Genomic DNA, 25143 nt, shown 5'->3' with positions numbered 1-25143 from the left:
GGCATTTTACGGCAATCCTCTGAAATCGCCAATCTTTGTGAACCCTGATGCACTACCTTTAAAACTCGCGACAAAATAATTCCCGTTTGCCGGGCTAAAAGTGACCTGACGCAATATTTGTGCTTTCGCGCTTATTGATAATGTTGTCACAAAAAGTGAGGGTGGCTACATGGATAAATTACTTGAGCGTTTTTTGCAGTACGTTTCTCTGGATACGCAGTCGAAGCCGGGCGTCCGCCAGGTGCCGAGCACCGAGGGGCAATGGAAACTGTTACGTTTGCTCAAAGACCAGCTGGAAGATATGGGGCTGGTGAATGTCACTCTGAGTGAGAAAGGCACGGTGATGGCGACGCTGCCCGCCAACGTCGCGGAGGATATTCCGGCCATTGGCTTTATTTCTCATGTCGATACCTCACCGGATTTCAGCGGTAAAAATGTTAATCCGCAGATCGTCGAGAACTACCGCGGCGGCGATATCGCGCTGGGTATTGGCGATGAAGTGCTCTCGCCGGTGATGTTCCCGGTGCTGCATCAGCTGTTAGGACAGACGCTTATCACCACCGACGGTAAAACGCTGCTCGGCGCTGACGATAAGGCCGGCGTCGCCGAAATCATGACCGCGCTGGCGGTACTGAAAGCGAAGAAGATTCCCCATGGCGACATTCGCGTGGCCTTTACCCCGGACGAAGAGGTTGGCAAGGGGGCGAAGCATTTCGACGTTGAGGCGTTTGACGCGCGCTGGGCGTACACCGTTGATGGCGGCGGCGTTGGCGAACTGGAGTATGAGAACTTCAATGCCGCGTCGGTCACCATCAAGATAGTCGGTAATAATGTGCATCCCGGCACGGCGAAGGGGGTGATGGTCAATGCGCTGTCGCTGGCCTCCCGCATTCATGCGGAAGTTCCGGTTGAAGAGAGCCCGGAGCATACGGAGGGCTATGAAGGCTTCTTCCATCTGACCAGTATTAAGGGCAGCGTCGATCGGGCGGAGATGCACTACATCATCCGCGATTTCGACCGCAAACAGTTCGAAGCCCGCAAACGCAAGATGATGGAGATTGCCAAAAAGGTCGGTAAAGGGCTGCACCCGGACTGCTATATTGAGCTTATCATCGAAGACAGCTACTACAATATGCGCGAAAAGGTGATGGAGTATCCGCATATTCTCGACATCGCCCAGCAGGCGATGCGCGACTGCGACATTGAACCGCAGTTAAAACCAATTCGCGGCGGCACCGACGGCGCGCAGCTTTCCTTTATGGGAGTACCGTGCCCGAATCTGTTTACCGGTGGCTATAACTACCACGGCAAACACGAATTCGTGACCCTGGAAGGGATGGAAAAAGCCGTTCAGGTGATCGTGCGAATCGCCGCGCTGACGGCAAAGCAGTAGTTCTTTGTAGGCCGGGCAAGCACAGTGCCGCCCGGCAACAGCACGTATATTAATCCTCAAAGAACCAGTAGCCGCTGTTGACCAGCGCGGCAAGCATGGCGAGGAACGACGGGTCTTCCAGCGCATCGCCGAAGTGCGCTTCGCTCAGCACGATATGGCAGGCCAACGCTTCCAGCGCCGGGCGGTGCGGAGAGTCGATTTTTTCGCCGTTGACGAAGACATCATCAGCAATGCGCAGCACGCGCAGACCGCCGAGGCGCACCAGCTTGTCGCCTTGCTTGAGCACGTCATAAATTTCATCGGGCTGGTACGGCGGCTCCGGCGGCGCAACGTCGAGCTCGTGGCGAGACTGGCTGACAAATTCGCCAAACCACTGTTTAAACTGTTCCGGCTCCTTGATTAACCCCAGCATCATATCGCGCAGGCGATCCAGCTCCTGAGGCAGGATATCCGCCGGGTGTTCGCGGGAGGGGACGTCCGGGTCGCTATAGCGGTGGGTGCCGAGCTCGCGCTGTAGCACGTAGTCGGCAAAGCCGCTGATAAGCTCTTTACCGCTCGGCGCGCGGAAACCGACGGAGTAGTTGAGCGAGTTCTCCAGCGAATAGCCTTCGTGCGGGAATCCCGGTGGAATATAGAGGATATCGCCTGGCTCCATCTCTTCGTCGATGATGGCGTCAAACGGGTCGACCTGTAGCAGGTCCGGGTGCGGACAGTGCTGCTTGAGCGGCGCCTTTTCGCCCACGCGCCAGCGACGGCGGCCGGTTCCCTGGATGATAAAGACATCATATTGATCGAGATGCGGGCCAACGCCGCCGCCAGGAACGGAGAAGGAGACCATCAGATCGTCGATACGCCAGTCCGGCAGGGCGCGGAACGGGCGCATTAGCGCTGCCGTTGGCTCATGCCAGTGGTCTACCGCCTGCACCAGCAGCGACCAGTTGTTTTCACCCAGGTGATCGTAGCTTTCAAAGGGGCCATGGCTCACCTGCCATTTACCGTCGAGGTGGCTGACCAGTCGGCTGTCGACTTCATTTTCCATCGCCAACCCCGCCAGTTCGTCAGGGGTCAGTGGGTCGACAAAATTGTTAAAGCCTCGCTTCAACACTACCGGGCGTTTTTGCCAGTAGCGTTCGATAAAGTCGGGCCAGTTGAGCGTTAAGTGATAATCCATAATGTTATATTCCACAGGCAGGTTCTGTTGGGATTATAACGGATACCACCGCCTTGCGGTGCAGGCGGTGGAGAAAATTGCGGGCTTAAGTCTCTTTGCTGTCAGGATGCTGGCGACCAAAGATGACTTCCATTTTGGCGCCGCCGAGCGGGCTGTCGCCGGGAATGATTTTCCCTTCGTACTGATCGACGATGTCTCTGGCGACGGATAACCCCACCCCCTGACCCGGGCGCAGGGTATCGGCTCGCTGACCGCGGTCAAACACGAGGTCGCGTTTGCTTTGCGGGATCCCCGGACCGTCGTCATCAACGAAAATGTGCAGGTGATCGTCGGTCTGGCGGGCGGAGACCTCGACAAACTCCAGGCAATACTTGCAGGCGTTATCCAGCACATTGCCCAGCACTTCCATAAAGTCGTTTTGTTCGCCGACAAAGCTGATTTCCGGCGAAATATCGAGGGTAATATTGACGCCTTTGCGCTGATAGACCTTATTCAACGCCGAGGTCAGGTTATCCAGCAACGGGGCGACTGGATGCAGTTCCCTGCTCAGCAGCGAGCTGCCGCTGCGCATGCTTGCCCGATGCAGGTAATAGCCAATTTGCTGCGAAATACGGCTGATTTGCTCAAGCATCACCGGCTCGGCATCGTCGACGGTGAGCTTATTGCTGCGCAGAGAGCGCAGCGTGCTTTGCAGCACCGCCAGCGGCGTCTTCAGACTGTGGGTCAGGTCGGTGAGGGTGGTGCGGTATTTGTCGTAGCGGTCGCGCTCGCTTTTCAGCAGGCGGTTCAGGTTTTCCACCAGGTTGGTCAGCTCGCGGGTGGTTTCCGGGTTCAGCGTGTCACGGTGGTGCTCTTCCAGTTCGCGCACCTCTTTTGACAGAGCCTCAATGGGCCGCAGGCTCCACCAGGCCGCCACCCACAGCAGCGGAATCACCAGCAGCAGATTGGCCGCCAGCACATAGATAAACCAGCTCCACACCATGTAGGAGCGTTTCAGTTCGATAGGAATGGTGTCGACGACCACAATGGTGAGTTGCGGCATGCGTGATGTCGCCGGATAGATATTCACCGCCACCGAGTGCGTCATCTCAGACTCTTCGTCCTGCTGATGCAGATCCTGCAACTGTTGCTGAATTTTATGATCGTTATGCAGCAGCATTTTTGAAGCATTAATATCGGCTTCGACTTCATGGAAACCGTTGGTCTTCAGCCAGTCCGGACTGATGCTTTTCAGCAGCCACGGCACATCGCGCTGCATCCACAGCAGTTTGCCGTTCTGATCGTAAATCAGCGCCATGGTCGGGCTTTGCAGATTAAGGTTTTCCGGGAGTTCGACCGTGACCTGATTATTTTCCCACTTCGCCAGGGTATAAAACAGGTTGCTTTCCCCACGCAACAGGCGGAAGGTCGTTTTGTCAAAGCTGACGCTATAGCCGACCAGCGCCACCACGCCGTAAGCCAGTGAAAGCACCAGCACAACGGCGGCGGTTGCCAGCAGAAAACGAACGCGCAGCGAGAGCGGCAGAATATGCCGGAGCAATTTTTTCATCCGCGTAATTCGAACAGGTAGCCCTGGCCCCGTACCGTCGTAATCACATCATGGGCATACTGCGCCTGGATTTTTTTGCGCAGGCGACCCATCAGCACATCAATGGTGTGACTCTCGCGCAGTTCGGCATCCGGGTACAGTTGCAGCATCAGGGAATCTTTACTCACCACTTTCCCGCTATTGCGGATCAGCGTCTCCATGATGGTGTATTCAAATGCCGTAAGCTTAATGACTTCGTCATGGATGGAGAGCTCGCGACGGGAGAGGTCGACCTGAAAAGGGTAAATCGTGATCACCTGAGAAGCCAACCCGCTGTTACGGCGCATCAGCGCCTGAATGCGCGCGGCCACTTCTTCAATGTGGAACGGTTTCGTCACATAGTCGTCGGCGCCCGCGCCGAGAACCTCGACTTTGTCCTGCCAGCCTTCACGGGCCGTTAGCACCAGAATCGGGAGCGAGACGTCGTGACTGCGCCAGCGGCGGATCATTGATAGCCCATCTTCGTCCGGCAAACCCAAATCGACAATCGCGATATCCGGTACGTGCTCGCCCAGGTAGTAATCCGCTTCCTTTGCGTCTTCCGCCGCATCGACCTGATGGCCTAATTCCTGTAGCTGTACTTTCAGGTGATGACGGAGCAGGGCGTTATCCTCAACAACGAGTACGCGCATACCTTTTCTCCCTTTTCGTTTTCGATTTGAGTAGTTTAACGCTGATTATGTTGCTGCGGGGATAAACATTTATTAAACCGGGGCGGGAGAACCCTCTTTCCGGGCGGAAAGAGGGTATCGGGTGCTTACTTCAGCTCGTCGACCATGGTGGTCGCGCGGCCAATGTAGTTGGCAGGCGTCATGGCTTTCAGGCGCGTTTTCTCGTCTTCCGGCAGCGCCAGACTGTCGATAAACTGCTTCATCCCTTCGGCATCCACGCGCTTGCCGCGGGTCAGCTCTTTGAGTTTTTCGTACGGTTTTTCAATGCCGTAGCGGCGCATTACGGTCTGGATAGGCTCCGCCAGCACTTCCCAGTTACTATCCAGTTCCGCCAGCAGACGGTCGCGGTTCACTTCCAGCTTGCTGACGCCTTTCAGGGTGGACTGGTAGGCAATCAGCGCATAACCGATGCCGACGCCCAGGTTGCGCAGAACCGTGGAGTCCGTCAGGTCGCGCTGCCAGCGGGAAACCGGCAGTTTGCTTGCCAGGTGCTGCATCACCGCGTTGGCGAGGCCGAGGTTGCCTTCGGAGTTTTCGAAATCGATCGGGTTAACCTTGTGCGGCATGGTGGACGAACCGATTTCACCCGCGATCGTCTTCTGTTTGAAGTGGTTCAGGGCGATGTAACCCCAGACGTCGCGGTCGAAGTCGATAAGAATGGTGTTGAAGCGCGCCACGCAGTCGAACAGCTCGGCGATATAGTCGTGCGGCTCAATCTGGGTGGTGTACGGGTTCCACTGGATGCCGAGCGACGTCACGAATTCTTCACTGAACTGGTGCCAGTCCACTTCCGGGTAGGCGGCGATATGGGCGTTGTAGTTACCCACGGCGCCGTTGATTTTACCGAGGATTTCCACCTGACCCAACTGGCGGAACTGACGCTCCATACGGTAGGCCACGTTCGCCATCTCTTTGCCCATGGTGGACGGCGTCGCCGGTTGGCCGTGGGTACGGGAGAGCAGCGGAATGTCGCGGTACTGCACCGCCAGGTCCTTCACCGCGTCAATGAGCTTACGCCAGTACGGCAGGATCACCTCATCACGGGCCGTTTTCAGCATCAGCGCGTGGGAGAGGTTGTTAATGTCCTCTGAGGTGCAGGCGAAGTGGATGAACTCGGAAACCGCATGCAGCGCAGGCACATCGGCTACTTTCTCTTTCAGAAAGTACTCAACCGCTTTGACGTCGTGGTTGGTGGTGCGCTCGATGGTTTTAATCCGTGCGGCATCTTCTTCGTTAAAGTCAGCGACGATTTTATCGAGGAAACCGATTGCGTCGGCAGCAAAAGCAGGAACTTCCTTAATCGCTGCGTGCGCGGCCAGTTTCTGCAGCCAGCGTACTTCAACCTGTACGCGGAATTTCAGCAGACCATATTCGCTGAAAATCCCGCGCAGCGCGCTGACTTTATCGCCGTAGCGTCCGTCGACAGGGGAAACGGCGGTCAGTGAGGATAATTCCATAGATCACAACTCCGGGGTTAAATGAGCAAGAATTTGTTTGGCCTGTGTGGACAGGCGATTACGAGAAAACATGAGCTGAAGGCGTCCGCCGCCGACCTGGTGCCAGAGCACCGCGGCGCGGATCCCGGCCAGCAGGCTGGCGCGCACTTTGGCCTGCACCTGCGGGCTTTGCAGCACGGCAGGGGAGCCGGTGACCTGAATACGCGGCCCCAGCGGGCTGATAACGTCCACGTAGATGCCCGCCATCGCGCTCAGCAGCGTTTCCGATTGCAGGTCGAAATGCTCCAACTGACGCTGCAAACCGGCAATGCGGTTGCCGAGGGTGTCCATCGCCCCCTTGCTGTTGGCAAGTTTGCGCTCCAGCACCATCAGGCTTAACGTATAGCGCGTCAGTTCGGCATTCAGCCCCTGACGGCTGCTGGCGTTCAGCACGCCGAGCAGCGTTTCTAAACCGAGACGAAGATTGGCCTCGCTGCCACCGAAAACGCCCAGCGTGGAGTCCGGGTTTAAGTCGATGACGCTGTTCAGGGAGACGTGCAGCGCATCGCTGTCGCAGTGCCCCTGATGAGCCAGCTGTTGCACCAGTCGGGCGGACTGGCAAATTCCCGCCAGCGCCACAGTGATGTCGTAATAGTTCTTCGCCACGTGCTTTCCTTGTTTTACCCGCCTTTCGGCGCATATTGCGTGTGTTAAACCGGCAGCGGCAGGCGCTGCTCAATAATGCCGCCGCCGAGGCACACTTCGCCGAGATAGAACACGGCGGACTGGCCTGGGGTGACGGCGGCAACGGGCTCGTCAAAGCGAACCTCAATACGGGAATCATCCAGCGCGGTCACGGTGCACGGGATATCGGTCTGGCGGTAGCGGGTTTTCACCGTGCAGCGCAGGGTACCGGCTACCGGCTCGCGATCGACCCAGTGCAGCTGTTGGGCAATCAGGCCGACCGACATCAGGCGTGGGTGATCGTGACCCTGAGCCACTACCAGAATATTGTTCTCAACGTCTTTATCGACCACGTACCACGGATCTTCGCTGCCGTCTTTCGTACCGCCAATACCCAGCCCTTTACGCTGGCCGAGGGTGTGGTACATCAGCCCCTGATGCTCGCCAATCTCATCACCGTCAACGGTGATGATTTTGCCCGGTTGCGCCGGGAGGTAGCGGCCGAGAAATTCGCGGAATTTGCGCTCGCCGATAAAGCAGATACCGGTGGAGTCTTTTTTCTTCGCGGTGATGAGGTCGAGCTCTTCGGCGATTTTACGCACCTGCGGTTTTTCCAGTTCACCGACCGGGAACAGGCTCTGGGCAATCTGCTCATGGCTTAAGGTATACAGGAAGTAGCTCTGATCTTTGTTGCTATCAAGCCCGCGCAGCAGCCGGCTTTTGCCGTTGACATCGGCGCGTCTGACGTAGTGCCCGGTGGCGATATAGTCAGCGCCAAGGTCCTCTGCGGCGAACTCGAGGAAGGCTTTAAACTTGATCTCTTTGTTGCACAGGATATCCGGGTTCGGCGTGCGGCCTGCTTTATATTCTTCGAGGAACAGTTCGAAGACGTTATCCCAGTATTCGGCGGCAAAGTTAACGGTGTGCAGCTCAATGCCGAGCTTATCGCACACGGCCTGGGCGTCGGCCAGATCCGCAGCGGCAGTACAGTATTCCTCGCCGTCGTCCTCTTCCCAGTTCTTCATGAACAGGCCTTCCACCTGATACCCTTGCTGTTGCAGCAGGTAAGCGGAAACGGAGGAATCGACACCGCCGGACATGCCGACGATCACTTTTTTCTGGCTGTTATCTGACATGGAATACTCACGACATTGAACTTCAAGGCGGCGTATTCTATCACGCAGACCTGTGCTTGACACCCTCTGTAAACGGCCAGTTAAATTCACCGATGAGCGACAGCGGGTAGCGTACGCCCGTTTGCCAGCAGCGGATGCTCTCGGCAACCAGCGGCGAGCGCAGGTTACTCGCCTGCAGGATCTCCTCCGCGCTGACCCACAGACAGCGGTCAATATCGCTGTCGTGAGGCTCTGTCGCGCACGTTTCGCTAAGATCGATGGCGAATAAAAAACGCAGGAACGGCGTGTGGTCCGGCGCTATCCACTGATGCAGACGGATGAAATGCTGCGGCGTCGCACGGATCCCGGTCTCCTCCCACAGCTCGCGCTCGGCGGCCTGCAGCAGTGTTTCATCAGCCTCCAGATGCCCGGCTGGTTGGTTCCACAGGGCTTTACCGTTGACTGTCTCTTCAACGATCAAAAATTTCCCTGCAGCATGCACCAGACAGGCGACGGTAACATGGGGTTTAAACATTGTGGCTCCTTATGTTATGCGTCGCGCCATTCGCCGTTGGCGAGGTTATCCAGCGAGTAGTCGCCCATGGCGTAGCGGATAAGACGCAGCGTGGGGAAACCCACATGCGCCGTCATCCGGCGTACCTGACGGTTGCGTCCTTCATAAAGCGTGATTTTAAGCCAGCTGGTGGGGATGGCTTTTCTCTCGCGAACAGGCGGGTTGCGCGGCCAGAGCCATGCAGGCTCACTCACGCGCTCAACGCCTGCGGGCAGGGTAGGGCCATCGTTTAAGGTCACGCCGTTGCGCAAGGCGGCGAGCGCTTCTTCGCCGGGTTCTCCCTCGACCTGGACAAAATAGATTTTACCCGTACGCTTGCCCGGCTGAGTCAGACGCGCCTGCAGCGGCCCGTCGTTGGTCAGCACCAGCAGGCCTTCGCTGTCACGGTCCAGACGTCCGGCGGCGTAAACGCCCTGGACGGGAATATAGTCTTTAAGGGTGCTGCGTCCGGCCTCATCGGTAAACTGCGGCAAAACATCGTAAGGTTTATTGAACAAAATTACCCGTTTTGGCAGGTTTTCCTGACGTTGTCTGGTCGAAAGACGCGTGCTGAATCGCTCAAGGCGGTGATTTCTAAAAGAAGTTTTGCTCATGGTATTTTCAGGCTTTATCAATTGCCGCATTATAGCCTAATTACGAACACCTTTCATGAAACCTAACATTCAGGTAATATTGACAGGTTCATTACAAATCATTAACAAAAACAGTGCTCAACCTAATTCGCGTTGCGGTAGCAACGCACCGGGGACGTGAAGGAGAGCGAGCAACCACCAGAAGCGCTCGAAGGAGAGGTTAATGGAAAGCAAAGTAGTTGTTCCGGCGGAAGGCCAAAAGATTACCCTGCAAAACGGCAAACTGAATGTTCCTCACAACCCGATTATCCCGTTCATCGAAGGTGATGGTATCGGTGTTGATGTTACCCCGCCGATGATCAAAGTCGTGAATGCCGCCGTAGAAAAAGCCTACAAGGGCGAGCGTAAAATTTCCTGGATGGAAATCTATACCGGCGAAAAATCTACCCACGTTTACGGCCAGGATGTCTGGCTGCCAGCTGAAACCCTGGACCTGATTCGCGAATACCGCGTTGCCATTAAAGGCCCTCTGACGACGCCAGTCGGCGGCGGTATTCGTTCCCTGAACGTTGCCCTGCGCCAGGAACTGGACCTGTACGTCTGCCTGCGCCCGGTACGTTACTACCAGGGCACGCCAAGCCCGGTGAAACACCCGGAACTGACCGATATGGTTATCTTCCGTGAAAACGCGGAAGACATTTACGCAGGTATCGAGTGGAAAGCTGACTCTGCGGATGCCGAGAAGGTTATCAAGTTCCTGCGCGAAGAAATGGGCGTGAAGAAAATTCGCTTCCCGGAACACTGCGGTATCGGCATCAAGCCGTGCTCAGAAGAAGGCACCAAGCGTCTGGTGCGCGCGGCTATCGAATACGCTATCGCCAACGATCGTGACTCTGTGACCCTGGTGCACAAAGGCAACATCATGAAGTTCACCGAAGGCGCGTTTAAAGACTGGGGTTACCAGCTGGCGCGTGAAGAGTTCGGCGGCGAACTGATCGATGGCGGCCCGTGGCAGAAAATCAAAAACCCGCGCACTGGCAAAGAGATCATTATTAAGGATGTCATCGCCGATGCGTTCCTGCAGCAGATCCTGCTGCGTCCGGCAGAGTATGACGTTATCGCCTGTATGAACCTGAACGGCGACTACATCTCCGACGCCCTGGCGGCGCAGGTCGGCGGTATTGGTATCGCCCCGGGTGCCAACATCGGCGATGAATGCGCGCTGTTTGAAGCCACCCACGGCACCGCGCCGAAGTACGCGGGTCAGGATAAAGTGAACCCGGGTTCCGTTATCCTCTCCGCTGAAATGATGCTGCGTCACATGGAGTGGTTCGAAGCGGCTGACTTAATTGTTAAGGGAATGGAAGGCGCTATCGCCGCGAAAACCGTGACCTATGACTTCGAACGTCTGATGGATGGCGCTAAGCTGCTGAAATGTTCAGAGTTTGGCGACGCGATTATCGCGAACATGTAATCCAGATTCTGGGTTAAACGAGAACGGGAGCCGATGGGTTCCCGTTTTTTGTTATTAGCACTTTATCGGCTTTCCTTCGCCGGGCAAACAAACACACATCAGCCAGGTTAGCGAACAACCAGGACAGCACATTTGGCATGCCGAACGACAGCAGCAGCCGTAGAGCCCAAAAGGTACGTCGAAATGTCAGGGCGATGTGAGGCAATAATGATTAAATCTGTACTCATGGTATCGGCAAGCTTAAGTATCTGATCTTTTGGCGATCCTGTTGTCACGTGTGTCTGAATCTTGTTAGCGGGTATTTTAAACTGCTTAACGATATCATCCAGTTTTGCCAGCACTTCCTGGTGAAACTCCTGCATCCTGGGCATTTCCAGTGAATACGCCAGACCTAATGATGAATAGTAAGGTAAAGAGGGAATAACCGTAAGAAAATGAACTTTGGTCGTATTCATTACCGCGTGAGTCTGGACATGAGAGATAACCTGTCGAGTCAGGTCACCTTCTGAGATGTCAATGGGGACAAGAATTGAATTATACATATGAGCAGGCCTCTGTTTGTTTTGTGTACAAATTAATCCTGGACGACGAACCAAAAGAAAAGTGAGCGTTTGTCAGCAAATTTCGTTTGTCAGCGCTCCGCTTCCATCGATCTGCACATGGGGGAGTGGGAAACGGTCAGATTAGGTGGAAAAAGCAGCATCAGCGAAGCATCACCGCCAGAGGAACCGTTCTGGGTCACTATATGGTAAAAAATGGGAAAATTTTATTGCTATTCTTTGCCGCGCAGTGTGTTTACGAACTTAAGCTTTGAGAACTTTATTATGAAAAAGTCCGTATGGATGTTAATTGCTGCTGCTTCCCTTTTTACTGCGATTCCTTCACAGGCGACTCAGCAGGCGGCTGAACGCCGGGATGCTCGTGATGTCCGTCAGGATACGCGCCAGGACTCTCGCGACGCGAAACAAGAATGCCGGGAAGGGGTCGTTGGTAACGCGGATTGCCGCCAGGAGCACCGCGATAACAAACAGGAAGGACGCGACGCTGCCCGAGATATTAAGTACTGATGTAACGTCGTGATCGATCGGTTTTTCGAGGGGGGATATCCCCCCTTAACACACCCATCCTCTGTCTGTTTTTACCCACGTGTTCCAGGAACATTCCTCATTCTGCAGATAGAAAGACAGGGGAGGATTATACTGATCAGAGAATAGAGGCCGCATCAGCTTCTATGTCGAGGAGGGTAAAATGTTCCGTATCTCTTATCTCCCAATCGTTGGCGTTATTTTGTTCGCCGTACCCGTTGCGACGGTATTTGCCCTTAATGTTCATTCTGTTACCGGGATGAAAGGGCAGCCGAGTCAGACGATTGGCAGCGTTCAGACGGGCAGCGTCACGCCGGGTCATGCCAGTAGCGCACCGGGTTCGGCGTTTAATCCAGACGGAAATGCTGGCACCCACTACGCTGGCACTCAACCCCAGAACTCCAACAATCCTAAGAGCGTATCTCAGTATGATGTTGCTGGCTTCCAGCAATCGCATAAGCCGTGAGAACCCGCTCTCCTGGTACTGGGTATTAAAAATAACAGCACACATTGTCTCAATGCGTGCTGTTGAAGTCCGCTCTGGATACCGTCGACCATTTATCGCTCACGTTTTTCCAGTCACAATCGATCGTTGCGCCATCTTCGGTGCAGTCCGGCAGTGATGCCTCGTACTTTTGTTCTTTAGCGTCGGTGTTGTCGTCCGGGCTGCCTGTCGCGCAGCCTGTCAGTAAAAACGCCATCACGAAAACGACCATCAAGTGTTTCATTACAGCACCTCCGCAGCGTCTTTGCGTCTCAGATGCAGTTGATCGACGGACTTAGCGGACACTCGGGTAACATCGTCCTGGCGCGATCGGCAGTGTCATAGGCCATAAATGCCGCGATGGCCGACAGGATGAGGCTGATTACGATAATCACCAGTGCCCTGACCATGAGTATGTTCCATGAATTGAAAGATGGCAGATACTTTATGGACAGTGGGTTAAACAGAAAGGCAACTTAGCGCAAACTTTATAAAGCCCTACCTTTGTTCCGCCTCAGCGTCACATGGGCTGACTGGGTACCAGCGTAGCGAATTCTGAACACTACGATGTGAACATAGTACTTTTCCATCCTTCTCCAGCGAAAGCAGCAGTAGTCGGGCGGTATAAATATCTTCATTACAGGCATCGGCCAACTGGCGTGTTTTTGGCCATAGGATCGGATCTGGCGGGGGGGGGTGTACGTTTTGACATAGCGAATACAGCGCTTTCATCATCATCTGCTTTTTGCTGAACCATATATGGTCATTTCCGTTCACTGCATACCGCCACTCATTTCGTAAAACCCGCTGCTCTTAGTTTAGAACAATGAGGTCCGTATCGGGTGGCATTCTGTTCCGATGCCATCACATTTTCGCATACAGCGCGGAAGATGACTGTTGACAGCGATGGCCACGACGTCCTGGTGGTTGAACGCTAAGTCACTGAAGCCAATATTGCTATGTTTATCACGGTAGTTGAATATTCTGTTTTTTTATAGTTTCTCTACGAAAGTATTGTTCGCATGGGTGTTGAACATCTTTTTTATTCTAAAAAAATGGGTTTCAATGTCAATTTTAAAGAATTAAATTCTATTTAATTTATTTTTAACAGATTAAAAGATCGAAAATGCTCTTTTATGAGCGGTGTGTATATGCAATACTGATTTCAACTCAACGGCTCAGATATTTATTATGGATGCTCAAGAGCGCATGTTGAGGCATGCTGTTACTGGATGACTCCAGTATTCTTATATCTGCAAAAAGATTTACTCAATTTTATTTATACCCAACAGGGAATAAAAATGGCGGAGCTTGCCCGGAAGATCGTGGTTGCAGCGACAAGTTCACCTGTCTACTCCTGAATATCTTATTTATACTTGAGGAATTACCACTGGAGTGCCACTCATTCCGGGGAGGTTTCATGTCGCTTAAACAGAGGTGCTGGTTTTTCGCCAGTGCAAAAAAAGGATGTCACAGAGCGGTAAGAAGAAAATTTATGAAGAGGAAGCATGAATCTGATGAAATAGTGGGGAAGGAGTATCTGGAACGTCCTGAGCATTTTTTTACTGATAGCTATGATCCACGCATCCTTGAGGATATACAAAGGGATGATATATCTATCATATTGATGACATATTGAGTTGATACAGGGTAAATCTGTTTTTATTCCGGAGGGCATATGGCAACGGGTCTTTCAGCCGAAAGTTGTGTCTTAACGTTCGGAACCCTGAGTGGGTGTATTATTAGCAGGGAACTTCAAGATATTGCGACCGGCGCTTTTGCCGGGGCAGCTATTTCGGTCTTGTCATCTTCTGATTTTTCATATTTTAAGCAGTCTGTGATTTTTATTATTTCATTTATCACTGGAGTTTTTACCTGCACATTAGCTGGAGATATTCTGACATACCTCACGCCAGATGTAATGGTTATTTCTCCCCGGGTGGGAGCATTGCTGTCGGCGGCTGTATCTGTCAGATTCCTGATAGTCGTCGCCAGAGATCCGTTCGGGTTGATAGAAAATTTTGTAAAACTCATCCGGGGGAAATCACAATGAATGTGCTGCTGTTAGTCATGAATGCCATGAGTTGCTTTCTCATTGTCTTCCGGCTGATATTTGTTAATCGCAATAGAACAGTACAGCATGCCGGAATTTCGATGATAACCTGGTTACTGGCGGTGGCGTACTTTGATGTCTTTGTCAGTATGCTGTCGGGGGAATATTGGCAAGTCAATCCGTCTGAGGCGGTGGTTAACATGATTTTTTGTATCGCGTTGTATGCCTGTCGTGGGGATATGAAAAAATTAATTCAAGGGAGTTCGCATGGTCACTAGTGAGCAGGGACTGGCATTAATTAAACATTTTGAAGGGTGCCGTCTGGAGGCTTATCAGGATGTGGTTGGTGTCTGGACTATAGGGTATGGGTGGACCCAGTCTGTGGATGGGGTGGTGATTCACGCGGGAATGCAAATTGATCAGCTGACGGCGGACAGATTGCTGCTTTCAGGTATAGGAGAGTACGAAAGTGGAGTGGGAGGGCTGGTCAGTGTACCTGTTTCACAATCACAGTTTGATGCGCTGGTGAGCTTTGTTTATAACCTTGGATGCCGTTCGCTTGCTGATTCAACGTTGCTGAAAAAACTGAATCAGCAAGATTACGCGGGAGCCGCTATGGAATTTCCCCGATGGAATAAAGCTGGGGGTGTTGTTTTGGCTGGGTTGACGTCCCGTCGACTTGCTGAGCAAAAGTTGTTTCTTAGCTGAGTTCAAAATGGTTATCTCTTATGCAGTAGTGGACTGGTTCTTGTTGAGAGGACTAACATCTTTTCACCTGGTGTATTATCGGGTGTAACGCTTTGTTTATTTTCAGTGAATTCCTCTGAAAACTAATGTGAAAAATGTCTTCTTTATATCATATTGACTATTAAATCCAATTTGATAGTAAGCAGTAATGACCTCAGTTAGGAGAAGTGTCAGACCAAACAGGATCATCATAATCATGTATGGCAAGACATTTTATTCAGTAAAATCCCGGAAATTATCAGAGTAACAATATGGAAAACTGGTACCTTGCCTGCTATAAGGCAGGAAAGCACAACGCTTTTAAAGCGCAGATGTTTCTGTCTCAGCCGCAAATAGATGCGATGGTGTTTATTCCTCAAATATGTAGCTACCGGCCTCGAACAGATCGTCCAGGTCAATTAAAAAAAATGATAGAACCCCTTTTTCCTGGATATATGTTTATCTGTTTTGACCCAGAGATTACTCATACATCGAAAATTTCCACCTGCCCGGGAGTAAGTCATCTTGTTCGTTTTGCGGATACCATTAAGCCAGTGAATGACAGCATCGTTGAGGAGATTATGCAATTACCTGTTTGTGTACATTCACCTGTCATTAAAGAGCGAAAAAACAAAAGAATGGAGCAAAAAAATAAAACGGTACTGACAACGGTACAACATGATGAACTCATGAATGTGGTGGCGGAAAAGGATGGTCTGACCCGCAGCACCATGCTTTATGCCTTTGCGCAGTCCGTGTTCGAATAATTCTCGTCTGTCATATAAATGAAATAGTGGAGGTAGCCGATTTCATGTTCTGATTTTCTCGTTTCTCTAAGAAAGTTCCTTACCGCACATCTTAATTTATCAATAACCAAGAGAAGGGGTGATTATGTCTACCACTTTTGATCAAGTTGCAGCTGAATATCCGGTACCGGTCTATCGCTTCGTTGTCTCCGTTGGTGACGAGCAGATCCCATTTAAATCGGTCTCCGGGCTGGATATTAAATACGACTCCGTCGACTACCGTGATGGTACCGGCAATCTGTTTTACATGCCGGGCTTGTTACAGAAAGTCTCTATTACGCTCAGCAAGGGCGTTTTCCGTGGCCAGAATGCGCTTTATGACTGGATTAACGGTATTTCCCTGAACCGGGTGGAGAAGAAAGATCTGATGATCAGCCTTACCGACGAGTCCGGCAGTGAAATCCTGGTCACCTGGAATGTGCTGAATGCATTTCCCACCGGGCTCACTGCGCCGTCCTTTGATGCATCCAGCAGCGAAGTGGCGATTCAGGAACTGACCCTGGAAGCCGATCGCGTCACGATGCAGACCTACTGATTTTCCTCCCGTACCTGAGAAAATTGAGGAGTTATTATGCCTGTCATTACGACTTACCCAGGCGTGTATATCGAAGAGCTGGCAAGTACGGCACTGTCCGTGTCCGGCAGCAGTACGGCTGTACCGGTGTTTGCCATTGCTAATACTGATGCTGTTTTTCCCAACACTCCCACCCGTATCAACTCCTGGCTGGAATATGTCAGCCATCTGGGGTCTGTCGGGTTTGATTCGAAAAGTAACCGGGATGTTGCCATCCGGACCTATTTTGAAAATGGCGGGGGTTACTGCTATCTGGTGAAGGCGGACAAACTGGTGACGGAGGTTCCGGCCCTGGACGATGCCACTCTGCTGGTAGCTGCCGGAGAAAATATTCAGGCAGCCGTCACCACACTGTGCGTTACGGGAAATAACCTGTTCGCTATTCTGGATGGCCCGGAGGATGAGGACTTGGCATCTGACTGGGCTGCTCTGTATAACGAGACGGAATATGCCGCCATCTATTACCCCTGGCTGAAAGCGGACTGGACGGCGGTAGACGTCATCATCCCCCCCAGCGCAGCTGTTGCCGGAGCCTATTGCCTGAATGACCGATCCCGCGGTGTGTGGAAGGCCCCGGCTAATATGGCGCTTCAGGGCGGGGTACTGCCGCTGTTTAAGGTGTCGGATTCGTTTCAGGGGGATCATACCACTGAGGGTTACGCCCTGAACATGATCCGCCAGTTCAATAACGGCAGTCCGCTTATCTGGGGGGCAAGAACCAGCACGGCGGCAGACGATGAAGAATGGCGCTATGTACCGGTCCGCCGGCTGTTCAACAGCGCGGAGAAGGATATTAAGGATACGATGCAGACCCTGATGTATGAACCCAACAGCCAGCCCACCTGGGAGCGTGCGCGTTCGGCCATCAGCAACTATCTGTTCGGTCTGTGGAAGCAGGGCGGGCTGGCGGGGGCCCGTGAGGAAGAGGCCTATTTTGTGAAAATCGGCCTGAATGTGACCATGACCCCGGATGACATCAATGACGGGAAAATGATTGTGCAGGTGGGGATGGCGGCAGTTCGCCCGGCAGAATTTATCATTCTGCAGTTCACCCAGGATGTGGCGCAATAACCTGATGACCCGCCAGGCTGGCGGGAACGAACGATTGTGCGTTTCTTGCCAGCCGGGCACTTGTTATCTCCCGTATTTTCCTCACGCATTTCCCTTTAAAAACTGAAAGACTCAGGAGTCATTATGCCTGTCACCACAACTTACCCTGGCGTATATATTGAAGAGCTGGCAAGTACGGCGTTGTCTGTGTCAGCAAACGCCACCGCGGTACCCGTATTTGCGTTTGCCGGTGATTCGTCTTCGGCTGCGGTCACCCGCATCCATTCCTGGCTGGAGTTCACGAGTACCCCTGAATTCAGCGACCCAACACTGAATGCTTGTATCCGGACCTATTTTGAAAATGGCGGTGGCCCCTGCTACCTGGTGCCGACAGGCAGTATGGAGCTGGAAGTACCGAAACTGGATGATGCCACGCTGCTGGTTGCCGCCGGGCAGGAAATCGGAACAGCGGTTACAGCCCTTTGTACAGAAGGTAAAAACCTGTTCGCGATCCTCGATGGCCCTACCCAGCCGCCAGCAAGTGTCGGAGCCATTACGGGAACAGCAAACGAATATGCCGCCATCTATTATCCCTGGCTACAGGCCAGCTGGACGACGGTGGATATCCCCCCCAGCGCGGCGGTTGCCGGAGCCTATTGCCTGAACGACCGATCCCGCGGTGTGTGGAAGGCGCCGGCCAATATGGCGCTTCAGGGCGGAGTGCTGCCAAAGTACCGGGTGTCGGATACGTTTCAGGGGGCTCATACCACCGGGGATAAGGCCCTGAACATGATCCGCCAGTTCAACAACGGCAGTCCGCTTATCTGGGGAGCGAGAACCAGTAAGGCGGCTACTGAAGAGGAATGGCGCTATGTGCCGGTTCGCCGCCTGTTCAACAGTGCGGAGAAGGACATCGGGGATACGATGCAGACCCTGATGTATGAACCCAACAGCCAGCCCACCTGGGAGCGAGCACGTTCAGCCATCAGTAACTACCTGTACAGTCTCTGGAGACAGGGGGGGCTGGCGGGGGCCCGCGAGGAGGAGGCTTATTTTGTGAAAATTGGTCTGAATGTGACCATGAGCCCCGATGACATCAACGACGGGAAAATGATTGTGCAGGTGGGGATGGCGGCGGTTCGCCCGGCAGAATTTATCATTCTGCAGTTCACCCAGGACGTGGCGCAGTAACCTCTGGCAGGCCAGGAGTACCGGAATGTGGGCTCCTGACCGTCCTCATATTTTTACCGGAAGGATGATGCCATGGGGATCCAACAACCTGGTGTGAGCGTGACACCCGGCACTTTCGCTGTGCCGAAGCTGGCGGCAGAAAGTGCCGTACCTTTATTTATCGGGTTTACTGAGAAACAACCGGCCACATTACCAGTGTATGTGACCACGTTTGCGGAATTTGAAGCCCAGTTTGGTGGCCCGCATGACGGCAATGCGGTGCTGTATTATACCGTCAGACATTTTTTTGATAACGATGGTCAGGGGGGCTTTGTTTATTCTCTGTCGACCTACAATGCCCCCCCTCCTGTAACACTAGATATACCGGCGTTGTCCCGGGCGATTGAGGCAGAACAAAGTATCACTCTGTTGGCTTTTCCTGACTGCGTGATGGTTGCGGATAGAGAAAGTGAGCAGTGGCAGGACATCTGGCAAAGCATGCTGTCCCTGTGTCAGCTTCGCCCGGGCCTGTTTGCCGTGCTGGATGCGCCGGATACTCCACAGGCCGCAAAGCAGTGTCTGACGAGTTACAACGGGACGCACAGCGAGTGGGGTGGCGTATGGTGGCCACGCCTGGTGACGCCGTACCTGAAAAACGACAGCCCGGTGACGGTGCCCCCTTCGGGGGCGGTGCTGGCCGCCATGCAACAGACAGACAGTGCCCGGGGAGTCTGGTCTGCACCGGCTAATGTCTCCCTGGCGCAGGTCACCCGCCCGGCGTATTCCTGGCTGGATGCGGTCGATCTGTTTAATCCGGAGGGGGCATCAATCAACCTGATCCGCAGTTTCCCCGGGCGGGGAACCCGGATCTGGGGCTGCCGGACACTGACTTCTGACAACCAGTCCTCCTTTCGTTATGTCCAGGCCCGGCGGCTGATGTCCTGGTGCGAAACCAACATCAGTAACCTGGGACGCATGTTGGTTTTTGAGCCCAATACTGAGCTGACCTGGTACAAACTGAAAGGGTTTACCATCATGTGGTTGCGTGAGCTCTGGCAGCAGGGGGGCCTGTATGGGGAGCAGGAGCCGCAGGCCTATCAGGTCCTGCTGGGGCTGGAGGAAACCATGACGCAGGAGGATATCCAGGCCGGGAAAATGATCATGAACATCCGGCTGGCGCTGCTTGCTCCGGCTGAGTTTATTGAATTAAGCCTGGTGTTCATGATGAATGGCGAAAACGCCGCCTGAACGGGCGGCACTCACGGAGACAACGACAATGTCACAAGACCTGTATGCCCCGAGTCTGCTTGAACCCTCGCTGGCGAACCACTTCCGGGTCACCTTCTTTTTTAAGAATCTGGCGGGGTATCTGTCCTTCCCTATTTCCCTCGTTGTTGATGCGGCGTTCCAGAATATTTCCGGTCTGAGCCGGGAGCTGGGGGTCGACCCGCTCAGTGAAGGTGGGGAAAACTGCCGTAACAACTATCTGGCGACAAAAGTCCGTCATGGTTCTCTGGTGCTGGAGCGAGGAGTGATGACAGTCACCCCCATGGCGGCGCAATTCGAACACATGATGCGTAACGGAACTCCGGTTTACTGTAATGTTTTTATCCATTTAATAACGACGAATAGGCTACGCCCGGATTTGCGGGGGGAGCAACGTGTGGCAGCTAACTGGGGGATCAGTAATGCCCTGCCGGTGAGCTGGAAGACGGATACCTTTGATGCCAGCAGCAGTAAGGTACTGATTAACACCATCGAATTACGTTACCAGGAAATGTTCTGGCTGGGGGTAAAAGTATGACCATTGAAATCCGAGAGCTGGTGATTGAGGCTCGGGTAAGCGATGCCAGCGGGAGCTCCGCGCCCTGGCGGGAACGTCGTACTGACCGGGATAAGGATGAAGAAGCCCGCTGGATAGCGCTTATCAGCCAGCGGGTGATGGAACAGTTGCGGGAAGAGTGGGGGAGGTACTTATGAGTGTTCTGGAAAGGTCGCTGGCAAAACTGACCATCCGCGCTTACCACGACCGGGAGATGAAACGGCGGGCAGGCGTTGTGGAAGCAATGTATAACCCGGATACCCTGTCGCTGAACTACCGGACACAGTATGACACCAATAGCTTCATTAATGACGACCGGCAGAGCAGCACTTACGTAGGGAGCAGCCCGGGAGGGCTGAATCTGGAGCTCGTTTTTGACGCCCGGATGCCAGACAACGATCGCCCTCTGCAGGTGCAACTGGAAGAGCTACAGGAGCTGTGTTACGGCGTCGATCCCGCCAGTGGTGAACCCCATTTTCTCTCTGTGTCATGGGGAAGGATGCCGATAGGAGGAGCCGACGGGCGTGATTTTACCGGCAGGGCGACGGATTTTGCCATCAACTATACCTCGTTTGACCGCAACGGTACACCGCTGAGGGCGTCAGTCTCCCTGGCCCTGATTGCGGACGCCAGTCTGGTGTTGCAACGAGCCATTATGGATCTGAAATCGCCACCGGTGAGCTTGATTTCGGTGACGGACGGCAGCTCATTGCCGTCGCTGGCCGCCCAGAGCAGTGCGATGCTAAAGGGGGGAATGGACTACCTGACGCTGGCCGACAGTAACGATCTGGACAGCCTGAACGCCATTGAGCCGGGCCAGACGCTGATGGCGCCCGCACCGGGGGATCAGTTATGACTGTCGTGAGAGTATTTTCAGGTCCCGACAGGCTGGAAAAACTCCAGTTTCTTGATGTCCGGACTGAACTTCGTGTGAATGGGATCCCAACGGCCAGACTGACCTTATCGGTTCCTGGTAATGCGCTGGAGGAGCTCAGCAAGGAGCGCGAAATTGCGCTTTGCCAGCCAGGGAAATGGCTGTCTGTGGGAATAAAAAATGAACGGGAAACCATTGAATTTTTTTCCGGCATTATTACCACCAGCGATTTGACGTTGTCCCGGGAGCGGTCAGAGTTAGCGCTGACCCTGAAACATTCGTTGGTCAAGCTGGATAGTGTGGTTCGCTCGCAGGTTTTTACGGATATTACAGACGCAGAAATTGTTAAGTCACTTTGTCAGTTAAGAGTTCCCATTGATATTGACAAGGATGCTCAGATGAATACCCGGTACGAGCAGCGGATCCAGTTTCGTTGCACGGACTGGCAGATGCTACGCCAGTGTCTGGACGCGAATGGCGCATGGTTGATTGCCGAACCCTCCCGGGTAAAAATTTTTCGCCCGGGCTTATCCCTCCAACCGGACCATACCCTGAGGCCGAATAAAAGCCAGCCGATGGAAATCGCCCACTGGCAGTTCAGTGCGTCAGACCAGCCGAAAGAACTGTGTCTTCGTTCCTGGGATATCGCGACACAGACAGATCTTTCTGTTGACGCCAAAACTGTGTCTCTTGGTAACGAGGCGCTGGATCCTCAAGGAGGAGACACGCTCAGCAAAATGAAATGGGAGCTGGGTTATGGGACGTCGCCTTCCAGAGATGTTCTGCAGCAAAAGGCCAACAGCATGCTGCAGCAACTGCAACTGCGCCGCGTACAGGGGGAATTTACCGTAAAGGGAACGCTGGAATATCAACCCGGCCAGACGCTGAAGGTTTCCGGGTATGGTGAGTATTTTGATGGTACCGGCATCATTACTGCCGTTTTGCACAGCATTACGCCTTCTCGCTGGACAACGACGCTCGTCCTCGGAGAGCGGGGACTGATACCTGTTGCACCAGTTCAACAGAGTGGGTTTCTGCCAGGGGTTGTGGTTCGTGAGCCTGGTGAAGGATATCAGCGATTTGACCGGATCAGAGTTCGCCTTAACACGCTGGGCGACAGGCAGAATGAGGTCTGGGCGCGTTTTGCCATGCCCTATGCCTCAAAAGAGGGCAGTTTTCTCTGCTATCCGGAATTTGATGATGAAGTCGTCGTAGGTTTTTTTGACAATGATCCCGATTATCCGGTGATTGTTGGCTCAATGCACAATCCAAAAACGATGTCTGCGGCCCAGATGAGTCAGGGAAATTATAAGAAGGGCTGGTTGTTTCATTCTCAGGACCTCCGGCTACTGGTCGATACCGGTCCTGTCGATAAAGGTGAGACTGGGATTGAGATAATGGGGCCAAAAATTAACCTGACAAAACCCAAAGGGCTATAAGGATACGTTATGAGCGATCAACTGACAAAAGTATTCGGTCGGGGCTGGGCATTTCCGCCGGAGTTTCCTACTGCGGGTGTGAAAATGGCGGAAGGTGCTGACGATGTCAGCCAGAGCCTGTGGATCCTGTTCAGCACCCTGCCTGGCGAACGTATTATGCGTGAGGAGTTTGGCTGCGATCTCAACCAGTTTATGTTTCTCAGTATCAATGATGCTCTGATGTCGGATATTGAGGCACAGATCCGCGACAGCGTCCTGCGCTATGAACCCCGGGCACATATTAACAGCCTGGCGTTTGATACCAGTGCTATGTCGGGTGGCCATCTGGGGGTGCAGGTCAGTTACCGTCTGCGCGGCAGCGATCTGCAGCAACAGCTGACGGGACAGCTGGATATGGCCGACGGACGGGGAATCACGCCATGAGATCGCCCGTGATGGTGGACGGGGATACGCTGACGTTTATCCCGTTGTTCGGTCACCGCACGGTCATCCCTCCTCCCGGAACGGCAAAAATCCTGGGGAGCGGTCACGCCACCATCGACGGTAAAAAGGTGTGTGTGCTGGGGGATGAGCGCAACGTGGTTGTCCCGGCGATATATCTTATTCCGGGTTATACCCCCGGACAGGGATTAATAACCATCAAAGAACTGGATGAAGAACAGGTGATGCTCTGGTGTACCAGCGATGCACCCGTCATCACGCGTGGTCCTCTGCTGACGAAATTCAGTGCTCTCTTTACGCCGACAATTTTAGCGACGATATCCGGGGTGCCCGATTCACCCACTCCGAGTGAAGGAAAAGGTTTTCTCCGACCCAGCCAGCGCTGGGTGAGAGCCGGCTAAGGTCCTGACCCGTCAGATACACCCTCTTCTTTTATTTCTCATTGTGCATTGCCCCGGCGGCATGCCTTTAACAAAAGTGAGTAACCGAATGGCTGATAATTCTGCGCTGCAGGACGCGTTAGCCAGCGTGGTCCCTGATACGGGGTTTATGCTGGATAACCGGACCGCGCTCTCCCACCTGCAATTTATCGAACAGTATGCCCGTAACGTGCCTTATGACGCCGTTACCACCTGGGCTGATTATCTGTTTATGAACGGCAATACGCCGGAAAAACTGGCGGCGCTATACCAGGATGCGTCTCTGGCGGACGGACTGCTGCCTCCCCATCAGGCAATGTTGCTGGCAATGCTGAAACTGCTGGAAACCCCCCAGGCATTTACGAACTATTTTCCGGATGCGCACTGTGATCTTTACTACCGGCAACTGCTGGGATTGCAGGAGCGTCCGGCAGAGCCCTCCCAGGTGGCGCTTTCCCTGATTCCGGACAGCACGACGCAGGACCTGTTAGTCCCGGCTGGCACGCGGTTTCCGGCCGGGCAGGACCGCGAGGGTACGCCCGTTGAATATGGTCTGGACGAGGATCTGCTGGCCAACCACAGCCGCTGGAGCGATTTGTACTGGTGCCTGCCGCCAGATGAAAGAGCAGATGATACTGGCGGTATTTCCGCGATGGTGTACCAGGAGCCGGACAGCTGGCCCGGGGAAGGGATGTTGCTTTTCGCACCCACCGATCAGGACACAAAGACCCTGACCGGGCGGGTACTGACCTCTGCGGACCTGACCAACGAACCTGAAAGTGATCAAACATTTACGCTCACGTTTGCCGAAGATATATCGCTATCGGGACTGTCTGCAGATATCAGCGACGGTGACACATGGTTACCCCTGACGCTGGTAGCTGGTGCCTCAGCCGAGATTCTGATCCTGACCCTGCCTGCGGGCAGCGGTGAAATCAACCCGCCGGACTGGCAGCCGGGAAGCCCCTTTACCGTTCCGGTCCTGCGGTTGTGGCGTGAGGATGGCGAAGTGATACCAGTGGTCACCGGTTTTACCATGGGAACGGAAGCGAGTGTTGTCGATTTTGCTCAGCAGGTCATGACCCCTTTCGGTTATGCAGACACTGAGCAACCGGTGAACAGCGTGCAGCTTTTTCTAGGGATTCGGGATATTCAGCCCGGACAGGCGTTATCTCTGTTCTGGAACCTGAACAGTCCGCAGCGTCTGACTCTCACCTGGCAGTACCTGACGGTGAACAACCAGTGGCAGGCGCTGGATGCGCAACTGACGGACGAGACACAGGGGTTGTTTCACAGTGGCCTCTGGTCGACTGTTCTACCGGATGATGCCAGTCATCAGGCCCAGGCGATGCCGCCCGGGCGTTACTGGTTCCGGGCCAATATCACCCCTGTCCATCAGATTTGGGGGAGCCGGAGTGCTGTTTATCCCTGGCTGAACGGGCTTATCACCAACGGGATGACCGCCACGCTGCTCAATGTCACGACGCTGGACAGCCAGGTGGTGGAAGAACCTCTGCCCGCC

31 protein-coding genes and 1 pseudogene are annotated in these 25143 nt (G+C 53.8%); 20 read left to right on the top strand and 12 right to left on the bottom strand.

Annotation, left to right across the window (positions count from 1 at the left end; all coding sequences use genetic code 11):
* Positions 1-169 precede the first annotated feature (169 nt).
* On the top strand, positions 170-1393 hold the full coding sequence (pepT, locus tag JO226_RS05775) for a peptidase T (protein WP_293494668.1): 1224 nt from the start codon (positions 170-172) through the stop codon (positions 1391-1393).
* 49 nt (positions 1394-1442) lie between these two features.
* Here the strand turns inward: pepT and JO226_RS05770 are convergent, their stop codons facing one another.
* The 8 genes from JO226_RS05770 to rluE form a co-directional block, all read right to left on the bottom strand.
* Positions 1443-2564 carry a cupin domain-containing protein gene (locus JO226_RS05770; RefSeq protein WP_293494666.1) on the bottom strand — a complete coding sequence of 374 codons (1122 nt, stop codon included), beginning with the start codon at positions 2562-2564 and terminating at the stop codon, positions 1443-1445.
* Between the two features lie 85 nt (positions 2565-2649).
* A complete protein-coding gene (phoQ, locus tag JO226_RS05765) occupies positions 2650-4113 on the bottom strand; it encodes a two-component system sensor histidine kinase PhoQ (protein ID WP_293494665.1) in 1464 nt (487 codons plus the stop codon).
* Positions 4110-4784: a two-component system response regulator PhoP gene (gene phoP / locus JO226_RS05760; protein ID WP_293494664.1), complete on the bottom strand. Its 675-nt coding sequence runs from the start codon at positions 4782-4784 to the stop codon at positions 4110-4112. Before phoP ends, phoQ begins: the two co-directional genes overlap by 4 nt.
* 125 nt (positions 4785-4909) lie before the next feature.
* On the bottom strand, positions 4910-6280 hold the full coding sequence (gene purB, locus JO226_RS05755) for an adenylosuccinate lyase (protein ID WP_293494663.1): 1371 nt from the start codon (positions 6278-6280) through the stop codon (positions 4910-4912).
* A 3-nt stretch (positions 6281-6283) separates the two neighbouring features.
* Positions 6284-6925 carry a high frequency lysogenization protein HflD gene (gene hflD, locus JO226_RS05750; RefSeq protein ID WP_293494661.1) on the bottom strand — a complete coding sequence of 214 codons (642 nt, stop codon included), beginning with the start codon at positions 6923-6925 and terminating at the stop codon, positions 6284-6286.
* 44 nt (positions 6926-6969) lie between these two features.
* Positions 6970-8079, bottom strand: a complete 1110-nt coding sequence (gene mnmA / locus JO226_RS05745) for a tRNA 2-thiouridine(34) synthase MnmA (protein ID WP_293494659.1) — start codon at positions 8077-8079, stop codon at positions 6970-6972.
* 40 nt (positions 8080-8119) lie between these two features.
* Complete coding sequence (locus JO226_RS05740; RefSeq protein WP_293494656.1) at positions 8120-8593, bottom strand: NUDIX hydrolase; 474 nt, start codon at positions 8591-8593, stop codon at positions 8120-8122.
* Between the two features lie 14 nt (positions 8594-8607).
* The gene (gene rluE, locus JO226_RS05735; RefSeq protein WP_293494653.1) at positions 8608-9255 is read right to left on the bottom strand and encodes a 23S rRNA pseudouridine(2457) synthase RluE; all 648 of its coding nucleotides are present in this window, start codon (positions 9253-9255) and stop codon (positions 8608-8610) included.
* 172 nt (positions 9256-9427) lie between these two features.
* Here rluE and icd point away from each other — a divergent pair, with 172 nt between their 5' ends.
* The gene (icd, locus tag JO226_RS05730; protein ID WP_013366640.1) at positions 9428-10678 is read left to right on the top strand and encodes an NADP-dependent isocitrate dehydrogenase; all 1251 of its coding nucleotides are present in this window, start codon (positions 9428-9430) and stop codon (positions 10676-10678) included.
* Between the two features lie 107 nt (positions 10679-10785).
* On the opposite strand, the gene uspF is transcribed toward icd, so the two are convergent.
* Entirely contained in the window at positions 10786-11220 is a 435-nt protein-coding gene (gene uspF, locus JO226_RS05725; protein ID WP_293494646.1) for a universal stress protein UspF, read from the bottom strand.
* 282 nt (positions 11221-11502) lie between these two features.
* Between uspF and JO226_RS05720 the strand changes: the two genes are divergently transcribed.
* Positions 11503-11745: a hypothetical protein gene (locus JO226_RS05720; RefSeq protein WP_293494643.1), complete on the top strand. Its 243-nt coding sequence runs from the start codon at positions 11503-11505 to the stop codon at positions 11743-11745.
* Between the two features lie 181 nt (positions 11746-11926).
* Positions 11927-12229 (top strand): adenylate cyclase, encoded by a 303-nt coding sequence (locus tag JO226_RS05715; RefSeq protein WP_293494640.1) that lies wholly within the window; start codon positions 11927-11929, stop codon positions 12227-12229.
* A gap of 49 nt (positions 12230-12278) precedes the next feature.
* On the opposite strand, the gene JO226_RS05710 is transcribed toward JO226_RS05715, so the two are convergent.
* From JO226_RS05710 to JO226_RS05700, 3 genes are all read right to left on the bottom strand, one after another.
* Complete coding sequence (locus tag JO226_RS05710; RefSeq protein WP_293494638.1) at positions 12279-12491, bottom strand: hypothetical protein; 213 nt, start codon at positions 12489-12491, stop codon at positions 12279-12281.
* A gap of 28 nt (positions 12492-12519) precedes the next feature.
* Positions 12520-12657 carry a hypothetical protein gene (locus tag JO226_RS05705; RefSeq protein ID WP_293494636.1) on the bottom strand — a complete coding sequence of 46 codons (138 nt, stop codon included), beginning with the start codon at positions 12655-12657 and terminating at the stop codon, positions 12520-12522.
* Between the two features lie 88 nt (positions 12658-12745).
* Positions 12746-12979 carry a faeA-like family protein gene (locus tag JO226_RS05700; protein WP_293534627.1) on the bottom strand — a complete coding sequence of 78 codons (234 nt, stop codon included), beginning with the start codon at positions 12977-12979 and terminating at the stop codon, positions 12746-12748.
* Between the two features lie 487 nt (positions 12980-13466).
* Here JO226_RS05700 and JO226_RS05695 point away from each other — a divergent pair, with 487 nt between their 5' ends.
* The 16 genes and pseudogenes from JO226_RS05695 to JO226_RS05620 all read left to right on the top strand — a co-directional run.
* On the top strand, positions 13467-13886 hold the full coding sequence (locus tag JO226_RS05695) for a hypothetical protein (protein ID WP_293494633.1): 420 nt from the start codon (positions 13467-13469) through the stop codon (positions 13884-13886).
* 39 nt (positions 13887-13925) lie between these two features.
* Positions 13926-14300: a putative holin gene (locus JO226_RS05690; protein WP_293494630.1), complete on the top strand. Its 375-nt coding sequence runs from the start codon at positions 13926-13928 to the stop codon at positions 14298-14300.
* Positions 14297-14578, top strand: coding sequence for a phage holin family protein (locus tag JO226_RS05685; protein ID WP_293494627.1), 282 nt, complete (start codon positions 14297-14299; stop codon positions 14576-14578). Before JO226_RS05690 ends, JO226_RS05685 begins: the two co-directional genes overlap by 4 nt.
* Positions 14568-15008 carry a lysozyme gene (locus tag JO226_RS05680; RefSeq protein ID WP_293494624.1) on the top strand — a complete coding sequence of 147 codons (441 nt, stop codon included), beginning with the start codon at positions 14568-14570 and terminating at the stop codon, positions 15006-15008. The genes JO226_RS05685 and JO226_RS05680 overlap by 11 nt, the downstream gene beginning before the upstream one ends.
* Positions 15009-15298: 290 nt before the next feature.
* Entirely contained in the window at positions 15299-15793 is a 495-nt protein-coding gene (locus tag JO226_RS05675) for a transcription termination/antitermination NusG family protein (RefSeq protein WP_293494621.1), read from the top strand.
* Positions 15794-15917: 124 nt separating this feature from the next.
* Entirely contained in the window at positions 15918-16367 is a 450-nt protein-coding gene (locus JO226_RS05670; RefSeq protein ID WP_293494618.1) for a phage tail protein, read from the top strand.
* 36 nt (positions 16368-16403) lie between these two features.
* Positions 16404-17477, top strand: coding sequence for a phage tail sheath C-terminal domain-containing protein (locus JO226_RS05665; protein ID WP_293494615.1), 1074 nt, complete (start codon positions 16404-16406; stop codon positions 17475-17477).
* A 123-nt stretch (positions 17478-17600) separates the two neighbouring features.
* Positions 17601-18647 carry a phage tail sheath C-terminal domain-containing protein gene (locus JO226_RS05660; protein ID WP_293494612.1) on the top strand — a complete coding sequence of 349 codons (1047 nt, stop codon included), beginning with the start codon at positions 17601-17603 and terminating at the stop codon, positions 18645-18647.
* Positions 18648-18719: 72 nt separating this feature from the next.
* Positions 18720-19874, top strand: coding sequence for a phage tail sheath C-terminal domain-containing protein (locus JO226_RS05655; RefSeq protein WP_293494609.1), 1155 nt, complete (start codon positions 18720-18722; stop codon positions 19872-19874).
* Positions 19875-19902: 28 nt separating this feature from the next.
* Complete coding sequence (locus JO226_RS05650; protein ID WP_293494606.1) at positions 19903-20430, top strand: phage tail protein; 528 nt, start codon at positions 19903-19905, stop codon at positions 20428-20430.
* Complete coding sequence (locus JO226_RS05645; RefSeq protein WP_293494604.1) at positions 20427-20606, top strand: DUF5908 family protein; 180 nt, start codon at positions 20427-20429, stop codon at positions 20604-20606. Before JO226_RS05650 ends, JO226_RS05645 begins: the two co-directional genes overlap by 4 nt.
* On the top strand, positions 20603-21304 hold the full coding sequence (locus JO226_RS05640) for a hypothetical protein (RefSeq protein WP_293494602.1): 702 nt from the start codon (positions 20603-20605) through the stop codon (positions 21302-21304). The genes JO226_RS05645 and JO226_RS05640 overlap by 4 nt, the downstream gene beginning before the upstream one ends.
* A complete protein-coding gene (locus tag JO226_RS05635) occupies positions 21301-22761 on the top strand; it encodes a phage baseplate assembly protein V (protein WP_293494599.1) in 1461 nt (486 codons plus the stop codon). Before JO226_RS05640 ends, JO226_RS05635 begins: the two co-directional genes overlap by 4 nt.
* A gap of 9 nt (positions 22762-22770) precedes the next feature.
* Positions 22771-23184: a GPW/gp25 family protein gene (locus tag JO226_RS05630; RefSeq protein WP_293494596.1), complete on the top strand. Its 414-nt coding sequence runs from the start codon at positions 22771-22773 to the stop codon at positions 23182-23184.
* The gene (locus JO226_RS05625; protein ID WP_293494594.1) at positions 23181-23603 is read left to right on the top strand and encodes a hypothetical protein; all 423 of its coding nucleotides are present in this window, start codon (positions 23181-23183) and stop codon (positions 23601-23603) included. The genes JO226_RS05630 and JO226_RS05625 overlap by 4 nt, the downstream gene beginning before the upstream one ends.
* 88 nt (positions 23604-23691) lie before the next feature.
* A pseudogene (locus JO226_RS05620) lies at positions 23692-25143 on the top strand (hypothetical protein); the annotation flags it as partial.

It is taken from the genome of Pluralibacter sp. (assembly GCF_019237635.1).
Lineage (GTDB): Bacteria > Pseudomonadota > Gammaproteobacteria > Enterobacterales > Enterobacteriaceae > Enterobacter_B.
Note: the sequence above shows the minus strand (reverse complement) of the source record. Positions and strands in the feature narration are given on the sequence as shown.

Coding starts and splice junctions, on each gene's coding strand:
- JO226_RS05675 (WP_293494621.1), top strand. CDS start 15,299: ATGGAAAACTGGTACCTTGCCTGCTATAAGGCAGGAAAGCACAACGCT.
- pepT (WP_293494668.1), top strand. CDS start 170: ATGGATAAATTACTTGAGCGTTTTTTGCAGTACGTTTCTCTGGATACG.
- mnmA (WP_293494659.1), bottom strand. CDS start 8,079: ATGTCAGATAACAGCCAGAAAAAAGTGATCGTCGGCATGTCCGGCGGT.
- JO226_RS05695 (WP_293494633.1), top strand. CDS start 13,467: ATGCTGTTACTGGATGACTCCAGTATTCTTATATCTGCAAAAAGATTT.
- JO226_RS05740 (WP_293494656.1), bottom strand. CDS start 8,593: ATGTTTAAACCCCATGTTACCGTCGCCTGTCTGGTGCATGCTGCAGGG.
- JO226_RS05720 (WP_293494643.1), top strand. CDS start 11,503: ATGAAAAAGTCCGTATGGATGTTAATTGCTGCTGCTTCCCTTTTTACT.
- JO226_RS05650 (WP_293494606.1), top strand. CDS start 19,903: ATGTCACAAGACCTGTATGCCCCGAGTCTGCTTGAACCCTCGCTGGCG.
- JO226_RS05630 (WP_293494596.1), top strand. CDS start 22,771: ATGAGCGATCAACTGACAAAAGTATTCGGTCGGGGCTGGGCATTTCCG.
- rluE (WP_293494653.1), bottom strand. CDS start 9,255: ATGCGGCAATTGATAAAGCCTGAAAATACCATGAGCAAAACTTCTTTT.
- JO226_RS05705 (WP_293494636.1), bottom strand. CDS start 12,657: ATGGTCAGGGCACTGGTGATTATCGTAATCAGCCTCATCCTGTCGGCC.
- phoQ (WP_293494665.1), bottom strand. CDS start 4,113: ATGAAAAAATTGCTCCGGCATATTCTGCCGCTCTCGCTGCGCGTTCGT.
- JO226_RS05640 (WP_293494602.1), top strand. CDS start 20,603: ATGAGTGTTCTGGAAAGGTCGCTGGCAAAACTGACCATCCGCGCTTAC.
- JO226_RS05665 (WP_293494615.1), top strand. CDS start 16,404: ATGCCTGTCATTACGACTTACCCAGGCGTGTATATCGAAGAGCTGGCA.
- JO226_RS05660 (WP_293494612.1), top strand. CDS start 17,601: ATGCCTGTCACCACAACTTACCCTGGCGTATATATTGAAGAGCTGGCA.
- JO226_RS05680 (WP_293494624.1), top strand. CDS start 14,568: ATGGTCACTAGTGAGCAGGGACTGGCATTAATTAAACATTTTGAAGGG.
- JO226_RS05670 (WP_293494618.1), top strand. CDS start 15,918: ATGTCTACCACTTTTGATCAAGTTGCAGCTGAATATCCGGTACCGGTC.
- JO226_RS05635 (WP_293494599.1), top strand. CDS start 21,301: ATGACTGTCGTGAGAGTATTTTCAGGTCCCGACAGGCTGGAAAAACTC.
- JO226_RS05770 (WP_293494666.1), bottom strand. CDS start 2,564: ATGGATTATCACTTAACGCTCAACTGGCCCGACTTTATCGAACGCTAC.
- uspF (WP_293494646.1), bottom strand. CDS start 11,220: ATGTATAATTCAATTCTTGTCCCCATTGACATCTCAGAAGGTGACCTG.
- phoP (WP_293494664.1), bottom strand. CDS start 4,784: ATGCGCGTACTCGTTGTTGAGGATAACGCCCTGCTCCGTCATCACCTG.
- JO226_RS05645 (WP_293494604.1), top strand. CDS start 20,427: ATGACCATTGAAATCCGAGAGCTGGTGATTGAGGCTCGGGTAAGCGAT.
- JO226_RS05700 (WP_293534627.1), bottom strand. CDS start 12,979: ATGAAAGCGCTGTATTCGCTATGTCAAAACGTACACCCCCCCCCGCCA.
- purB (WP_293494663.1), bottom strand. CDS start 6,280: ATGGAATTATCCTCACTGACCGCCGTTTCCCCTGTCGACGGACGCTAC.
- JO226_RS05685 (WP_293494627.1), top strand. CDS start 14,297: ATGAATGTGCTGCTGTTAGTCATGAATGCCATGAGTTGCTTTCTCATT.
- icd (WP_013366640.1), top strand. CDS start 9,428: ATGGAAAGCAAAGTAGTTGTTCCGGCGGAAGGCCAAAAGATTACCCTG.
- JO226_RS05625 (WP_293494594.1), top strand. CDS start 23,181: ATGAGATCGCCCGTGATGGTGGACGGGGATACGCTGACGTTTATCCCG.
- JO226_RS05715 (WP_293494640.1), top strand. CDS start 11,927: ATGTTCCGTATCTCTTATCTCCCAATCGTTGGCGTTATTTTGTTCGCC.
- JO226_RS05690 (WP_293494630.1), top strand. CDS start 13,926: ATGGCAACGGGTCTTTCAGCCGAAAGTTGTGTCTTAACGTTCGGAACC.
- JO226_RS05655 (WP_293494609.1), top strand. CDS start 18,720: ATGGGGATCCAACAACCTGGTGTGAGCGTGACACCCGGCACTTTCGCT.
- JO226_RS05710 (WP_293494638.1), bottom strand. CDS start 12,491: ATGAAACACTTGATGGTCGTTTTCGTGATGGCGTTTTTACTGACAGGC.